This window comes from Neobacillus sp. GCM10023253 (assembly GCF_042653105.1).
Classification (GTDB): domain Bacteria; phylum Bacillota; class Bacilli; order Bacillales; family Cytobacillaceae; genus Neobacillus; species Neobacillus citreus.
This window is the reverse complement of record NZ_JBHSHV010000029.1, coordinates 76,422-91,202: the sequence shown is the minus strand read 5'-3', so window position 1 is coordinate 91,202 and position 14,781 is coordinate 76,422. Positions and strand designations below refer to the sequence as shown.

Here is a 14,781-nt window from a genome sequence, read left to right as displayed (position 1 = left end):
ATAAATCGGCAATTTCATTGCCTCTTCTTTGAAACCTGTTGGAAGGACTGACAATCATGCATAAAGCCAAGCTTTACGAGATTTCCTTATTTACCGCTGCACTTTTGGCAGCTTTAAGTTCTTCCGGTATTTTAGTGGACCATTCCATTTTTTTTAAAATATTAATTGTATACTGGTTCTTCTCCATTCTTTACTTCCGCCTTAGGGTGTTCTTTAAAAATGGCAATACCAATATTGAATATGGGATTAGCTACGACCTATCCTTTGTCCTATTTGCCGGGCCGCTCGGCTTATTTATATTTGAGACGATTTACCGTTTTTCTGTTTATATTTATCGGAAATGGACAAAAACAGCAGACCCGACCGAGTTTTTTGATGCCTTTTATAATACCGGAACCTTTGTGATCACTAACTCGGCAGCCTACCTGTTATTTCACTACCTCCATGAAAGCTTTCAAGCCATTCCCTTTGGATATTGGATTCTAATCTTTCTAATTGTTTGCATTACCTCTTACCTTTCCGGTACCACGATGGTCATCCTGTTTCTATTTTTGGGTGAAAAAATATCCTTTAAGAAGGCCATCGATTTTATTTTTAAAGACATCAGCATGCTGGATTATGGGAAGGTTGCCATATCAAACGGCCTTCTTTTCCATTTCCTTCAGGATCAAAAGTGGGAAATGTTAATCATTGTCTTTATTTTGAATTACATTGTCAGCCATTCCTTCTATTTAAAATCGCAAAACATTCAAACGAAATTGGAGCGTGACCAATTCGAGCAAATGGCCTATACAGACTTTTTGACAGGGGCCTTCAACCGGACCTTTATGGACAAAAAATTGGCCGAGCTCAGTCGATCTAATGAAAATATCGGGATTGTCGTAACCGATATTGATAAATTCAAAGGAATAAACGACAGCTATAACCACGCCGTAGGTGATAAAGTAATTCAGCAGTTTGCCGCCACTTTAAAGAGTTATCTTGGACCGGAGGATTATCTGTTTAGGAGCGGCGGTGAGGAATTTACACTTTGCCTCCGAAATCGGAATTTCGAACAAACCGTTGATTTGGTTAACGATATTCGCAATGGGATTGAAAAAGGGTCAGTAAGTGCGGAATACAATGGGGAAAACATTCTGATTTTTTATACCGCATCTTTCGGACTCTACTACTACAAGGTAAATGAATATGTTTCAATGGAAAAAGCCTATATCCTTGCCGACGAATTAATGTTCGAATCCAAGCAGCTCGGAAAAAATCATGTATCCTATCTAAACGGTCTTATAAACAAAGAAGCGGTAGTAACCTAACAATAGGTACTGCCGCTTCTTTGTTTTGGTGTGGTACCATTTTTGGTGTCAGGCACCACAAAAGACATTTGTCCACATGGGGTGGACATTTCAAGATGTCCGCTTAGTCTTCTACCTTAGGATGCCCGCTTCAGGTTTTTGAATTGACCCTTAGAGAGGACGGTTTTTTCTAGACGGTGGGCCATGATGCCCGCAAATACGGACAGGATGATATCTTTCGGAAGCGGCGGTACCATCCATAACCAGGCCATTTTATAGGTGAAGCCTTCCGGCGCTGCAGCCCAAAGCTTGTAGGCATAATACATCCAGTTGGTTCCAAACAGGTAATTCACCGTCATTCCAATTAAAGCCGCTATAATAAAAGCAGGCAGGCTTTTTTTCTTTTCGACGATTTTCCCAATGATAAAAGCTGCAAAAATATAAGAAATAATAAAGCCGAAGGTTGGACGAAGGATGATTCCGAGTCCTCCAAAAAAGCCGGCAAAAACAGGTACTCCGATCATGCCAACTAAGGTATAAACAATCATCGCAATAGCTCCCAATCGGCTGCCTAAAATTAACCCTGCTAAAATAGCAAAAAAGGTCTGCAGCGTGATTGGCACTCCGCCAACCTGCAAAAATGGTGCAATCGTCGTAATGTTTGCCCCGACCGCCATTAGGGCCACGAACATCCCGACAAGCGTGATATCCAGCGCTCTTAACTTTCTCATTTTCTCCCCACCCTAAATTAAATTCTGATATCTGATAATTTAAAAATAATGGGCGGGTGGTTATTTGTCAACCAAAATATCATTTAAGTTAACAAAAATAACTGATTTCTACCATATTAATGAGATATCTTCCTATTCCGCTTTATTGGCTTACTACGGAATGGATCTATCCGCATTAATATAGCCTTCACCGTAAATCGCGTTTTCGCGGTCCTTCCATAAATCTGTGTTATTTTTCAAAAGGTCTTTTACTTGCTGAGGCGTTGCATTGGGCACTCGTTGTTTAATCAATGCACATATACCCGCACAAATAGGTGTTGCCATGGAAGTACCTGATAAAACAAAGTAATCATTGTCGACCCTTGCTGATTTTTGCAGCTTGTCTAAATAGGAATTAGGAGATCTTAGTGAAATGATATTCACCCCTGGCGCTAAAATATCCGGCTTATTTAGCTCATCTTTAACATCCTTTGCCCCTCTGCTTGAAAAGCTGGCCACATCGTCATCGCCGCGGTCCACAGAATTTTTATCATCAAGAGCCCCAACGGTAATCACTTTTTGACTAATACCAGGACTTGCGATGGTTCCATAATTCGGGCCTTCATTTCCAGCCGCCACTACCACGACAATCCCTGCTGCCCAGGCCCTTTCAACGGCCTTAACCATTAGATCTTCACCCGGCTGAGCTGTGCTGCCTAATGACATGCTGATGATATCAATTTTTTCAGGCGGATTACCGGCATTGTACTTAATACACCAATCCACCCCTTCCATGACGGTATCCAAAGACCCCGAGCCTAATTTATCCAACACCTTTACGCCAATCAGATGAGCTCCTGGGGCTGGTCCTGCATAGGGACCATTGGCAGCCGCGTCACCGGCACAGTGTGTGCCATGGCCATTATCGTCATAAGGGTCTGGTTCATTATTGACGAGGTCAACAAAGCCTTTAATTCTATCCCCTAAGTCCTTATGTGGATAAATGCCAGTGTCGATAATCGCGATTGTTACTCCTTCCCCTGTTAGTACAGTGTTGTTTCTTTTGATATTTTTGGCGTTAGCGGCAGGGACAGCAACATTAAGCAACGCCTTCACTTCCCTGTTTAAATAAACCTTTTTGACATGATGGCAGCTTGACAGGATCCCTTCTAACCCATTTGGCGTCACATCTGCACTATGGCAGGATACACTTGATAGACTTCGTTTCATGCTATTTCGGGCATGTTGTTTCATCACTTCGGATACCTGATGGCAGCCTTTTTCAAAACAGCCTTCCTCGAATTCAATAATAACGGACATTTTGCGGCCCCATTTAAGGAATCCCTCGAAATGTTTATGCAAAAAGCACGGCGTCCAGGTAAACGGCTTGTACAGATTTAAAACTTCTTCCCGCAAATGTCTGTCCAATTTATGGGCATGAGTACGCACCATTTGAACCATTGAATAACCAAACAATTATTCTCTCATCCTTTCATCACTTTTTAAATAAATTATGAAACTTTTAAAAAATGGTAACGGTACATGTCCACATTCTAGTAAATAGGCGAGATGTCATAATCTAAGGCAGGCGGACACCCAACCTCTATTTGTCATAAAAAGGAATAATTAGCTTAGTGCCGAATATAAAACATAGTGGGACATATTTTGTTAGTCCAATTTAGGGGGAATGTTTATGATAGAATTGGAGGCTCTACGCGAAAGGCTGGCAGAGGCTCGCCAGCAGTTGATGAACGAGATCCAAACGCTCAGTTTTGCAGATTTAAACAAATTACCCGGAGAAAATTCCTGGAGTGTTGCTCAAGTCTGCCACCATCTTTATTTAGCTGAAAAGTCCTTTACTAGTGCGCTACTTTATGGCCTTAACTCCGAAAAGAGCAAAAAGGCAGAAGCAAAACCGTTACACCTATATTTATTAGACCGTTCCAAGAAAGTAGATGCCCCGAGTATCGTTGCCCCTTCAGCGGAGTCTTTCGAGCTGGAGGAAATTCTCAATTTGCTAGATGAATCAAGAACATTTTTACTCGAGGTTATGGATGGAATAAACGACGAAACCATTCTGACAGAGAAATCTGCTAAACATCCTCTTTTTGGTTATCTGCCTCTTTATCAATGGATTGAAAACGTCTATTTGCACGATCAGCGGCATATTGAGCAAATAAAGGAAATTAAATCTGAAATTCTCTAAAGCCCATCCTTAGAATCATTTCAATCGCTGCACGCCAATCCTTACTTTTCCATAAGCTAGAGTAATAACATCAAAGAATTGAAGGGAAAGATGTGGTGGATTCATGATGGTAAATCCCAGGCCTGCAGGCCATACATTTAAAAATCTTCAAGAGAGCAAAATGGCATTTGAACAGGTTTTCGAGCGAATAACTGAATTTATGAAGTGTGATCCACGCGGGAATTACCGATTAATGGTGGGAACGGATTCTCAGGTTCACAGGTCACATACCATTTTCATTACCGGCATTGTCATTCAAAATATGGGGAATGGCGTATGGGCGTGTATTAAAAAGGTGATTGTTCCAAGAAAAATGACTCAGCTGCACGAGCGGATTTCACTGGAATTATCATTAACTGAGGAAGTCGTCTCCCTGTTTACAGAGGAAAAGAAAAATGAATTAATCAATATTGTTCTGCCTAATGTCTATCAAGGGGCTACTTTTACGATAGAGGGCCATATCGACATCGGGGCGGGAATTCGAAACAAAACGAGTGAGTTTGTGAAAGAAATGGTCATGAGAATGGAATCCATGGGCGTAGAACCAAAAATAAAACCTGATGCCTTCGTCGCCTCAAGCTATGCCAACCGTTATACAAAATAATGCTGCAAACAGCAAAAAAGTGTCCACCCCTGGTGGACAAATTGCCCATTTGTCCACGAGCGGTGCCTGACACCTTTTTTAAATATGTTCCAATTCCACTTTTACTGTTTTGCCATGGCCGATTTGACTTTCGATTTTCATGGTGGCTGGTGTTCTTAGATAGTTTTATTGCTGACAGATAGGCCAAGCCCTATTCCTTTGTCCTTTGTGGCATAGAATGGGGTTCCGAGGGTCAGGCCCCCGGCGCTTTAGTGCGTCGCCGCATTGGCGGAAGCTTCATATAGGTGATTGCCCGCCAAATCCATTCGAGCGGGCCGTATTGGAAGAATCGCAGCCAAATGACACTAAATGTCATTTGAATAACGTAAATAGCCAGACATATATAAAGAGTTTCTATGTAAGAAACCCTTCCGAACAGGTTAAAGGTATAGCCTGCCAGATAGATAAACATAGTTTGCAATAGATAATTCGTCAGTGCCATCCTTCCGTAGCTTTTTAAAGGTGACAGCAGCTTTTGGATAATCTGAATCTGCAGCAACAGCACTAAAAGACCGGTATAAAAAGCCGAAACAATCGGACCTATTGTTATGCCAAGGTCAATAAACCTCGATGCCTCTCTTCCAAATAATACACCCTCGGATAAAACCGGTGCATATTGGTATTGATAAAGCAGTCCTATTGCGCTTAATCCGAACATAATCACAGTGAAAACGGCAACCTGCTTTATCCTTTTGGATACAACCTCAAACAAACCGAACTGACCTGCTGCAATCCCTAACAGCATAACCGGAATGACCATTAAAATTTTTATGGCGGAAATGCCAATAATGACTAACAAACCAATCCCTATGATGAGATTAACCGCTTTATTAATCTTATAAAAAGGCAAAAGTATTAATCCACAGGCTGCATAAACGGTTAATGCCTCTCCCGGATGAAACTGTACATGAATCAAGCCAAAGAGGAATAGTACAGCAATTCGCCTCAAGAATAAGACATATCCGTTCTTGCCCTTTGCGTTGGCCCGTGTAATAAAAATATAGAATCCGACGCCAAACAAAAAGGTGAAAATGGTGTAAAACCGGCCTTCCACTAATAAATATAAAAATCGCCAATAGGAAGCGTCCAACGAGTGAGGCGCGGGGGTTTTAGCAGACAGCAATGGTCCAATATTCACTAGAATGATTCCCAACAAAGCAAAACCGCGCAAATAATCAATTACATCAATTCGTTTATTTAACTCCATTGTACTCTCCTTAAATTGGTCCCTGACACCAGATCATTCTACTCCCACACACGCTTAATACTGACATTCTGATTGCAAAAGGTCAAAAGGTAGACATCTGGGTTACTTAGGTCGCCAAAAATTCAGCCAATTCCTTCGCCTGCTTTCGCCCCTTCTCTGTTAACTGCGCACCCTTTAGCTGTCCCTCCGCCTCACAATGCCTAATCACGTACACCTTTTTTTCCATTAAACATTCCCCCGTAAAAACAAACACTTCTTTTATTTCGCCGCTCTCCTGATATCTCCTCCATATAAAAAAGGGAATTAACCAGTCACCAGGTTGATTCCCTTTTTTCAATCATTTATTTTCATCATTTATTCCTTTTTAGCCAATTTATCATGATCTTCAAATTGTGGCGGCTGTTCCATCCATCTTCTTTCAATCATTAAATTCAAACCATCCTCGCCAAACGTTCCCGTTTTGGCGATAAAGCCGGTGTACATGGCACTTATGTCCCTGCGCATTGTCGCTGATAACGCAGTGCCATAGGCTGCAATGCCTAGATTAGAAAGAATCCCCACGATATATATCATTAATTGATCCGAAAATGGTGCAACTGTTGAGTCGGTTACACTTGTATCCCACGACATCGCCGCTGGGACATCACTTTCTATTAACACATCATGGATGGAACTTAGGATATGCTTGCAGACGTGTTTTCCTCGGAGAAAGTACTCTCTAACCTCCTGGTCTTGGGCTACCTGAGAAAATCCAGCACAAATTGCCCTTCCAACTTCATTCTGAATGGCATTGACCATTAAATGGGTTACTTCAATACCTAACAGAGGACGCCTTCTGCCAAACCAGCCAGTTAAAAAACTTTCTTTATTTACAAAGTCAATTTTAGTTGGATAGTTCATATATGGCATTCTTACAAAAATCCCTTTTTCTTGCATACAATTTACAACCTTATTATAGAGATAAGAAACATCATCAAATAGCCCTTTAAACAATATCCGAACATCTTCCCGAGCCGCAAGAATCATTCCAGCAGTATGAGAGGTAATCCCAAACATTGCAATATGAAGGATCGAATGGATATAAAACATATCGGAAAAAAGTTTTGGTGCGCGGGGGATGACATGCTTCTCCACCTTGAAGCCTTCAGGTATAGCAATTTTCTCTGCATTAAATAAATCTTCTATCAGCTTCAAATGTTTTTTGGCACAATGTTGACACTCTTCAAGAAGAGCAAGAATTTCAGGGTCATTACATGTTTCTTCAAAGTGTGTTGATAGGCAGTTTGCCACACCGATGTTTATATATGAAGACCATAACGAGGATATTTCACTACTAGTTAGCTTGATCACATTTTCATTCATTTTTTATCCCTCCATCATCTAAATTCCCCCAAACTTCAATTAGATATGTTTTTTCAAACAAAAAACTAAAGGTGAGCCCTAGAATACATGGCTCACCTTTAGCTTTTCTATATAATATTTTAGACCGTTTCCAGTACAGGCTGCAGCATGGTACCATTCGCAGCGAAATTGGTATGCCAGGAAAATGCTTTTTCCAATACATGAGGGGTTTGTCCGCCTCTTGTGAGAGCTTCCTGGTAATATTCGCGCAGCTGCTGACGGTACATTGGATGAGCGCAGCGCTCGATGATCAATTCTACTCGCTGCCTCGGTGCAAGTCCCCGTAAGTCTGCATACCCCTGTTCCGTCACAATGACATCGACATCATGCTCGGTATGGTCGACGTGGGAAACGAAAGGGACGATGCTTGATATCTTACCGCCCTTAGCGATGGATTTCGTTACAAAAATCGCAAGGCGGGCATTGCGAGCGAAATCCCCGGAACCGCCGATTCCGTTCATCATCTTTGTTCCAAGTACATGAGTGGAGTTGACATTGCCGTAAATGTCTAATTCCAGCGCGGTGTTAATGGAAATTAATCCAAGACGGCGGATAATTTCCGGATGATTGGAAATCTCCTGCGGCCGCATGATAAGCAGATCGCGGTATTTTTCAAAATTGCCATAAACCTCTTTCATCTTCTGCTCTGACAATGTAATCGAGCAGCATGAAGCATACTTAACCTTCCCAGCATCAATTAAATCAAACACGGCATCCTGCAATACTTCAGAGTATACTTCAAGGTCTTCAAACTCTGAATCCAAGAGGCCATGAAGAACTGCATTCGCAACCGAACCAATCCCTGACTGAAGCGGCGCAAGCCGGTTTGTGAGACGGCCCGTTTGCACTTCGGTACGTAAGAAATCAATTAAATGGTTGGCCATGATGACCGTTTCCTCGTCTGGAGGAACAATCGTTGAAGGTGAGTCTAGCTGGTTGGTAAACACAATCCCTCTTACCTTATCAATATCAACCGGTATTCCAATCGTTCCGATTCGGTCTTTTACCCCCGTCAATGGAATCGGTCCGCGCTCTCCCTGCTTCCCAGGCTCATATAAATCATGCAAGCCTTCCAGGTTCACCTGATGGGCCAAATTGATCTCAATAATAATCGATTTTGCATTCAGGGCAAACGATAGAGAATTGCCCACTGAAGTGGTCGGAATCACCATTCCATCCTCAGTAACTGAGAACGCTTCCAATATAGCGTAATCGACAGGATCCATTACACCAGCGCGAACTAGTTCCGAAGTGTGTGATAAATGCTGATCTACAAACAACATCTCACCGTTATTGATTTTTCCGCGCATCGTCGGGTCTGCTTGGAAAGGCAGCCTTTTCCCAATAATTCCAGCCTCTGCAAACAGCTTGTCAACGTCTGAGCCCAATGATGCTCCCGTATAAACATTTACCTTAAACGATTCATGCTCGGCACGTTTCACCAATGCAAAGGGAACCGCTTTCACATCACCGGCACGTGTAAAGCCGCTTAATCCTAGTGTCATACCGTCTTGAATCCAAGATGCTGCCTCTTCCGGCGACACTACACGGTCCCAAAGTCGTGAATCCTTAATCCGTTCGTATTTGCTATCCAACATTTCATCCCACTCCCCAATGGAATTTTATTTTAATTGTAACCGATAAAGGTTTTCAGTCAGAGAAATCGGGGACTAGTTACGAAATTTTCGGATAAAACAGAAAATCTATGTGCTAAAGCAGAATTTTTTCTAAAATCCTAACAATCTACGAAAATAGCTCGAATAAGATTGGCTGACCTGCACCCTGTCGCCATTTTTCATCGTTAAAATAAAGGTTGAATGGGTGTCTGGGTGAATCTCCTTTATATGATTGACATTCACAATAAACGAGCGGTGGCAGCGGATAAAGTCATCCTTTGGAAGTAGAAATTCAAATTCCTGCAGCGAATATTTATGTGTGCCGCTGTGCTCCTCGGCGTAAACAAAGGTCTTCTTTTCCTTAGCCTCGAGGTAGATCACCTGTGAAAACGGAACTGGAATCCAGCCATCTTCTGATTTAATGGTGACGACTAACTTGCCGCTTGTCAGTGACGGAAATATTGCTGTCACACAGCCTTCAATGTTCCCATCATGAAAAAATGGCACAGCCATCCCGTGGTATGGTATCCCGAAAACGTCACGGTCGATAAACTCCGAAACCTTCTGCCCAGTATTCACTGCCTTATAGGCAATCGTGCCATCCTTCAAAGGATCGCCACGCCGAATCTTCAAATCAATCCGCTTGCTCGGCCGGTAATAAATATACTCACTAGTGTTGGAAACCGCAATCGAAATCTCATCCGAAAACAACTCACTAATTACATCTAACAGTGAAACAACCGTAATACTCTCCATTCAAAATCACCTCCAAATTCAAAACCTATTTATTATACTGGTATAAACATATGAATTAAGAATATCACTAGAAACATCATGGCAGCGGTGAGGTGGAATTTTCGGCGGAATCCGGATGCCTTTTTGTGCCTTAGCCAGCCCGCAAACAACACGACTGCCAGCGTCACCAGTGCCAATACGCCGCTCCATAATTTTACATGTCCCCAGCCAAGCAGTGGGGCAATCGCATATAAATTGATCGCAGCATGGCCAATAATCGTTGACGTACCCAATACCGCAATCGGGATATGCCATTTCATAAAATAGCGTGAAAACTTGGCAAGCCGGATTTTCACCTTTCGTATCGACGTCTTCCGAATCACCAAAAAGATGAAATACATATTGATATTGATTATAAACAATAGCATTGCCAACTGAGCCAAGAGTTGCGCCAGAACTACTAGTGAATTATCATGAGGACTGAATAACCAAATATAGACGATAGAAATCAAGGCTAAACATCCATTTAAAAAAATCCATAAACGGTGGTACAACCATATCCCTCCCGGTGAATCCTGACGCTGCCCGTGCAGTTTCTCTAATATCCCAGCCTATAAATTAAAAATCGCTCGTTTTGATTATGACGATAAACATACGGCAACTTTACTTCCTCCTGCAGTTCAAGGGCCGTTTGGTTTTCCAGAAAATAGATATAATCCTCAGATGGGTAATATAAAATCACATCAATTTCCCGCGGGTGTTCTTCCAGTGAAACTAAGATATTATTAATAACCTTTTGAAAGACCTGAACCGAAAACGGATTGAAAAAATAAAACCGATTATCCCGAGGAGCTACCGGATATTCTTCAGCCAGGCAGCAACGAAACTCAACTTTGCAGCTGCGATTCTTTGTTTTTCTAATATAACTTTCGTGATTTGCCAAAGCTGCCTGAAACAGCCCCTCATCCATTTCAACTCCAACCACTGATGCATGAAAAAAATAGTGGATATAAAAGTTCAGCCGCCCCCGTCCGCAGCCAAAGTCCACAACCCGGTCGTCCGGTTTCAGCTCATAGGTTTTAAATAATTCTTCCAGCCCGCTATAGGGAGTTGGCTCATAGCGGTGGTAATGCATGGACTGGTGAAATCCCTGCTGCTCCGCTCTTGTCTTTATATTTAATAGCTTATCATAATAATGTTCTTTCATGTCTATCAGCCCATCCCCGTCCATCTTAACCCTTTTGGGAAATGGTTTTTCAAAATATGATCTGACAGCTTTCCCCAGCCAATGGAATAGCCGTCTACCTCCAACAAGTACCAGCCTTTCGGGCCTTCTGCCGCCAAAGACTCTCCTTTCAAATAAGCGAGCATTTCTCGGGAATCCTTATTGAGATTCCATTTATGCTTCACTTGTTCCCCGGTTAAACCTAAAGCGAAGGCATGTGACGGCTCAAAGCGGTTCTTTTTAATCGTTCCCAGATGCCATCCTGGCCGGACTACCTTCAAACTTTCCAATGACAGCATCTCTTTCGGCAGCAAGTACAACTGCTCGCCAAATAAAAGAAATTCCCCTTTTGGCGTCTCAAGTAAAGTCTCCTCCGCAAACTGATAATAGCTTTTTAAAACTTTCTGGTCGGACAAAGTTTTGGCGTACTTCAGCCTGCCGCCCGCCTCGTCACCATCCGTTTTTCTTAGAACGGCCATGTAGTGGCCCTCACCCTGTAATTGATGCGGCCAAATCCTGACCGTCTTTCTAAGATCAGAAGCACCATCCGAAATCCAGTCAGGTCTGCCCTTTCCAAAGCCCTCATAAACCTGAACGTCCTCTATCTCAAAGGTAGGGTTATCTTTTAAAAAATTACTAATGACACCTTCATTTTCTTCAGGTGAAAATGTACAGGTCGAGTAAACGATCCTGCCCCCCGGGCGAAGCATCGTCCCAGCGTGTCTGAGAATATCAAACTGCCGAGCGGCACATACCGCTACATTCTCAGGACTCCATTCAGTACAGGCATCAGGGTCCTTGCGAAACATTCCCTCTCCAGAGCACGGTGCATCGACCATAATCCGGTCAAAATAACCCGGAAACCGCTGGGCCAGTCTCGCCGGGGTTTCATTGGTTACAACGGCGTTCCTAATCCCCATCCGCTCCACATTTTGCGAAAGAATTTTGGCACGTGCAGGGTGGATTTCGTTCGTGAGCAAAAATCCCTGCTGCTGCATCTTACCCGCAATATGAGTGGTTTTCCCACCAGGCGCTGCACATAAATCCAAGACACGCTCACCCGGTTGCGGGTCAACTAGCTCCCCTGCTGCCATCGCGCTTGGCTCCTGAATATAGTACAAGCCCGCCTCATGAAACGGGTGCTTCCCGGGCCGGTCCTCTGTTCCATAGAAAAATCCCTCTTTCACCCATGGAATTTTTTCCAGATTAAAAGGGCTGACTTTTTTAAATTCCTCAACTGAGATTTTTAAAGGGTTTACCCGAAACCCTTGCGCTCTATTCTCGTGATAACTTTTTACAAAATCCTCATATTCCTCATCTAAAAGGCCCTTCATTTTTTCGAGAAAATCCTTTGGCAACTCCATGTTGATCACCCATCTGCTGATTAAAATAATGTTTACGATAAATTTACCACTTTTTTTTAAAAAATAAAACGGCAGTTCCCCGTTTCCGGGTTACTGCCGTTAATCTTGTGATCCACTTTTAATAACATCTTTTAGAAAATCCGTGACTATTGAAGAAACGATATGAATCGAGTCCCATTCCCCGCCCGAAACAGTAATAAGCGGGTATTTTTTTGGAAACAGCTTTTCATTAATCTCTGCTACAGAAAGCCCGCTTCTATAAAGATGCTCCACTTCCCCGCTAAGATTCTCGAGATTGTCTAATTTTTGCTTCAGCGTATCTTTTCCATTCGGTATGTAACCTGCATGGGCGCAAAACATCGAACCAAAATCATAATTTAATAGAGTCCGTAACGAATCCATAATGACTGGAATCGATTCGCTCGACATAATCACCTTTGTTTTGGGAGCAACAAATAAATCTCCGGAAAAAAGCCGTCCAGTTTCCATATCTAGAAGCGCAACATGGTCATCGGCATGGCCCGGGGTGTAAATCACTTTCCAAGTTGATTTGTGCGATTGAATTGATTCTCCCAGCGGCAATGCCTGAAACTCCCTTCGTACCCCCCAGGTAATTTGGCGGTATTTCGGATAAGGAGCAAACTCCGCACAAACGCCGACCCCTTTTGGATGGACATAAATTGGAATATCGCGATTCTCCTGAATCCACGGTGCGGTTCCGGAATGATCCTCGTGGCTGTGGGTTAAAACAGCCTTATCAAATGAATGTTCTTTATAGAAAGAAATAAAATCCTCTTCAAGGGATTGAGGGCCCGTATCAACTAACATGCCGTCTACTAAATAGGCAAAAATTTTGCGGCCAAACCTTTCCACGGTCCCCTCGACACAGACAACATCCTCTTTTGAGCACACTTCAATCATTATTAAATCACCTCTTTATCTTCCAGTCATCTACTTCTACACTGCCATTAAACATCCCTCTTTATTTGCCTAAAAACAGCCGCCCGGAATCACTCCAAGCGGCTGCATTTCTATTATTCATATTTCGTCCGGTCCGTAAAGGTAATATATATCAAGTATATAACTATACAAATTGCCGTAGTCAAGAAGCCCCAGCCTAGCGTGATTTGCTCGATAACCAAGTAGTTATTGCATAACTGGACAGGCGCATCAATATAAAGCCAGCCCACCACCAGGAACAAAATGGTGAAGAAGATGAAAAAAATATTTTTACCAAGAGAATTTAACTTTTTCCAGCTGTCCCTCAAGGGAATTCCAGCTAAAAGTGATAAACTCAAAAACTTAAATACCTCTACGCTTTGTTCAGTTAAAGCATCATCCATCGAACGCGGCAGAGTCCAGAAGCCTATAATTATGACAAACAATAAAATTCCCGGAACGCCATTCCCGTTCCATTTTTCAAAAAATCTCGGAAAGCGGTCCATAAAAAGTCGTGCCATCAGGAATCCCGCAAACACCACCATTGGCATTTGCATATGCATATGGATAATCATCACGGATTCCATAAAATGAGCAATAGGCGGAATAGCTAGGGCAATAAGTAACAATAATCCATATATAAATTGTTGCATTGATTATTCCCCCGCTTCCTGATTCAGAATCTTGACAACCTTATCGGATGCCTCATCTATTTTTTTATAGTCCATCACATCTTGAAGAATGCCTTTTGGGTCCACTAAATAAAATGCTGAATTATGCGTGAAATTCCCGTATCCGTCAGGAATGACAGTCACTCCAAATTCTTTTAGCAATGCATCCAATTCATTCTTGTCCGGAACCCTTGCCATCCGCCAGGTTTCCCCATCACTTTTAAAATAAGTGCGGTATTTTTCCAGCGTCTGTGGAGTGTCTCTGGATGGGTCAAAGCTAATGCTTAAAAATACAATATCTTTTCCCAAATATTTTTTTGGAATCTGCTCGTAAACCTTTGACATGTTCATTTCTAACTGTGGACAGACAGATGTACAAGACGTATAAAGAAAGGTAATAAATACGTACTTCCCTTTGAATTCAGAAATGGAATACTCCCGTTGCTTACTGTCCTCCAACGTTATTTTAGGAAATTTCGGCTTCTCGTCCAGCAGCCTGTTCACCCTGGCCGTTTCCGCCGTAAAGGCCCGAAACCCGTCTGTACCTGTATAAAATAAAACAAATCCAAACACAAATACGACTAATAGTGAAATTACCTGATGCCGATTTTTGATCATAACGACCACTTCCCAAACCTATTTTTAAAAAAGTTCTCTCTCTTTTAGCAGAAAGAGATAGCCCAGCAAACGAGCTATCTCTTTTGTTATCAATTCTGTCCAGCTTCAGCGCCTAGGG

General features: G+C 42.4%; 16 protein-coding genes. 3 read left to right on the top strand and 13 right to left on the bottom strand.

Going from position 1 to position 14,781, the window contains the following annotated elements; translation table 11 throughout:
* Positions 1 to 56: 56 nt before the first annotated feature.
* Positions 57 to 1,310, top strand: coding sequence for a GGDEF domain-containing protein (locus ACFPA1_RS27710; RefSeq protein WP_378588079.1), 1,254 nt, complete (start codon positions 57 to 59; stop codon positions 1,308 to 1,310).
* A 116-nt stretch (positions 1,311 to 1,426) separates the two neighbouring features.
* On the opposite strand, the gene ACFPA1_RS27705 is transcribed toward ACFPA1_RS27710, so the two are convergent.
* Both ACFPA1_RS27705 and ACFPA1_RS27700 read right to left on the bottom strand, forming a co-directional pair.
* Entirely contained in the window at positions 1,427 to 2,020 is a 594-nt protein-coding gene (locus tag ACFPA1_RS27705) for a biotin transporter BioY (protein ID WP_213147678.1), read from the bottom strand.
* A 153-nt stretch (positions 2,021 to 2,173) separates the two neighbouring features.
* Positions 2,174 to 3,475 carry a S8 family peptidase gene (locus tag ACFPA1_RS27700; RefSeq protein WP_378588075.1) on the bottom strand — a complete coding sequence of 434 codons (1,302 nt, stop codon included), beginning with the start codon at positions 3,473 to 3,475 and terminating at the stop codon, positions 2,174 to 2,176.
* Positions 3,476 to 3,692: 217 nt separating this feature from the next.
* Between ACFPA1_RS27700 and ACFPA1_RS27695 the strand changes: the two genes are divergently transcribed.
* Together ACFPA1_RS27695 and ACFPA1_RS27690 are read left to right on the top strand one after the other, a co-directional pair.
* Entirely contained in the window at positions 3,693 to 4,205 is a 513-nt protein-coding gene (locus ACFPA1_RS27695; protein ID WP_378588073.1) for a DinB family protein, read from the top strand.
* A 106-nt stretch (positions 4,206 to 4,311) separates the two neighbouring features.
* The gene (locus tag ACFPA1_RS27690) at positions 4,312 to 4,848 is read left to right on the top strand and encodes a ribonuclease H-like YkuK family protein (RefSeq protein WP_213147820.1); all 537 of its coding nucleotides are present in this window, start codon (positions 4,312 to 4,314) and stop codon (positions 4,846 to 4,848) included.
* A 232-nt stretch (positions 4,849 to 5,080) separates the two neighbouring features.
* Here ACFPA1_RS27690 and ACFPA1_RS27685 read toward each other — a convergent pair whose 3' ends face one another.
* From ACFPA1_RS27685 to ACFPA1_RS27635, 11 genes are all read right to left on the bottom strand, one after another.
* Positions 5,081 to 6,094 (bottom strand): DUF418 domain-containing protein, encoded by a 1,014-nt coding sequence (locus ACFPA1_RS27685; RefSeq protein ID WP_378588070.1) that lies wholly within the window; start codon positions 6,092 to 6,094, stop codon positions 5,081 to 5,083.
* 106 nt (positions 6,095 to 6,200) lie between these two features.
* Entirely contained in the window at positions 6,201 to 6,320 is a 120-nt protein-coding gene (locus ACFPA1_RS27680; protein ID WP_213147682.1) for a histidine phosphatase family protein, read from the bottom strand.
* Positions 6,321 to 6,448: 128 nt separating this feature from the next.
* Positions 6,449 to 7,456: a DUF3231 family protein gene (locus tag ACFPA1_RS27675; protein ID WP_378588067.1), complete on the bottom strand. Its 1,008-nt coding sequence runs from the start codon at positions 7,454 to 7,456 to the stop codon at positions 6,449 to 6,451.
* Between the two features lie 119 nt (positions 7,457 to 7,575).
* Positions 7,576 to 9,093 (bottom strand): acetyl-CoA hydrolase/transferase family protein, encoded by a 1,518-nt coding sequence (locus ACFPA1_RS27670; RefSeq protein ID WP_378588064.1) that lies wholly within the window; start codon positions 9,091 to 9,093, stop codon positions 7,576 to 7,578.
* Between the two features lie 129 nt (positions 9,094 to 9,222).
* Entirely contained in the window at positions 9,223 to 9,867 is a 645-nt protein-coding gene (locus tag ACFPA1_RS27665) for a LytTR family DNA-binding domain-containing protein (protein ID WP_378588061.1), read from the bottom strand.
* A 32-nt stretch (positions 9,868 to 9,899) separates the two neighbouring features.
* A complete protein-coding gene (locus tag ACFPA1_RS27660; RefSeq protein WP_378588058.1) occupies positions 9,900 to 10,400 on the bottom strand; it encodes a hypothetical protein in 501 nt (166 codons plus the stop codon).
* A 44-nt stretch (positions 10,401 to 10,444) separates the two neighbouring features.
* Positions 10,445 to 11,053, bottom strand: coding sequence for an SAM-dependent methyltransferase (locus ACFPA1_RS27655; protein WP_378588055.1), 609 nt, complete (start codon positions 11,051 to 11,053; stop codon positions 10,445 to 10,447).
* Between the two features lie 5 nt (positions 11,054 to 11,058).
* On the bottom strand, positions 11,059 to 12,435 hold the full coding sequence (locus ACFPA1_RS27650; RefSeq protein WP_213147687.1) for an RsmB/NOP family class I SAM-dependent RNA methyltransferase: 1,377 nt from the start codon (positions 12,433 to 12,435) through the stop codon (positions 11,059 to 11,061).
* 99 nt (positions 12,436 to 12,534) lie between these two features.
* Positions 12,535 to 13,356: an MBL fold metallo-hydrolase gene (locus ACFPA1_RS27645; protein ID WP_378588051.1), complete on the bottom strand. Its 822-nt coding sequence runs from the start codon at positions 13,354 to 13,356 to the stop codon at positions 12,535 to 12,537.
* 113 nt (positions 13,357 to 13,469) lie between these two features.
* Positions 13,470 to 14,027, bottom strand: coding sequence for a hypothetical protein (locus ACFPA1_RS27640; protein ID WP_213147689.1), 558 nt, complete (start codon positions 14,025 to 14,027; stop codon positions 13,470 to 13,472).
* A gap of 3 nt (positions 14,028 to 14,030) precedes the next feature.
* Positions 14,031 to 14,663, bottom strand: a complete 633-nt coding sequence (locus tag ACFPA1_RS27635) for an SCO family protein (RefSeq protein ID WP_213147690.1) — start codon at positions 14,661 to 14,663, stop codon at positions 14,031 to 14,033.
* Positions 14,664 to 14,781: the final 118 nt, after the last annotated feature.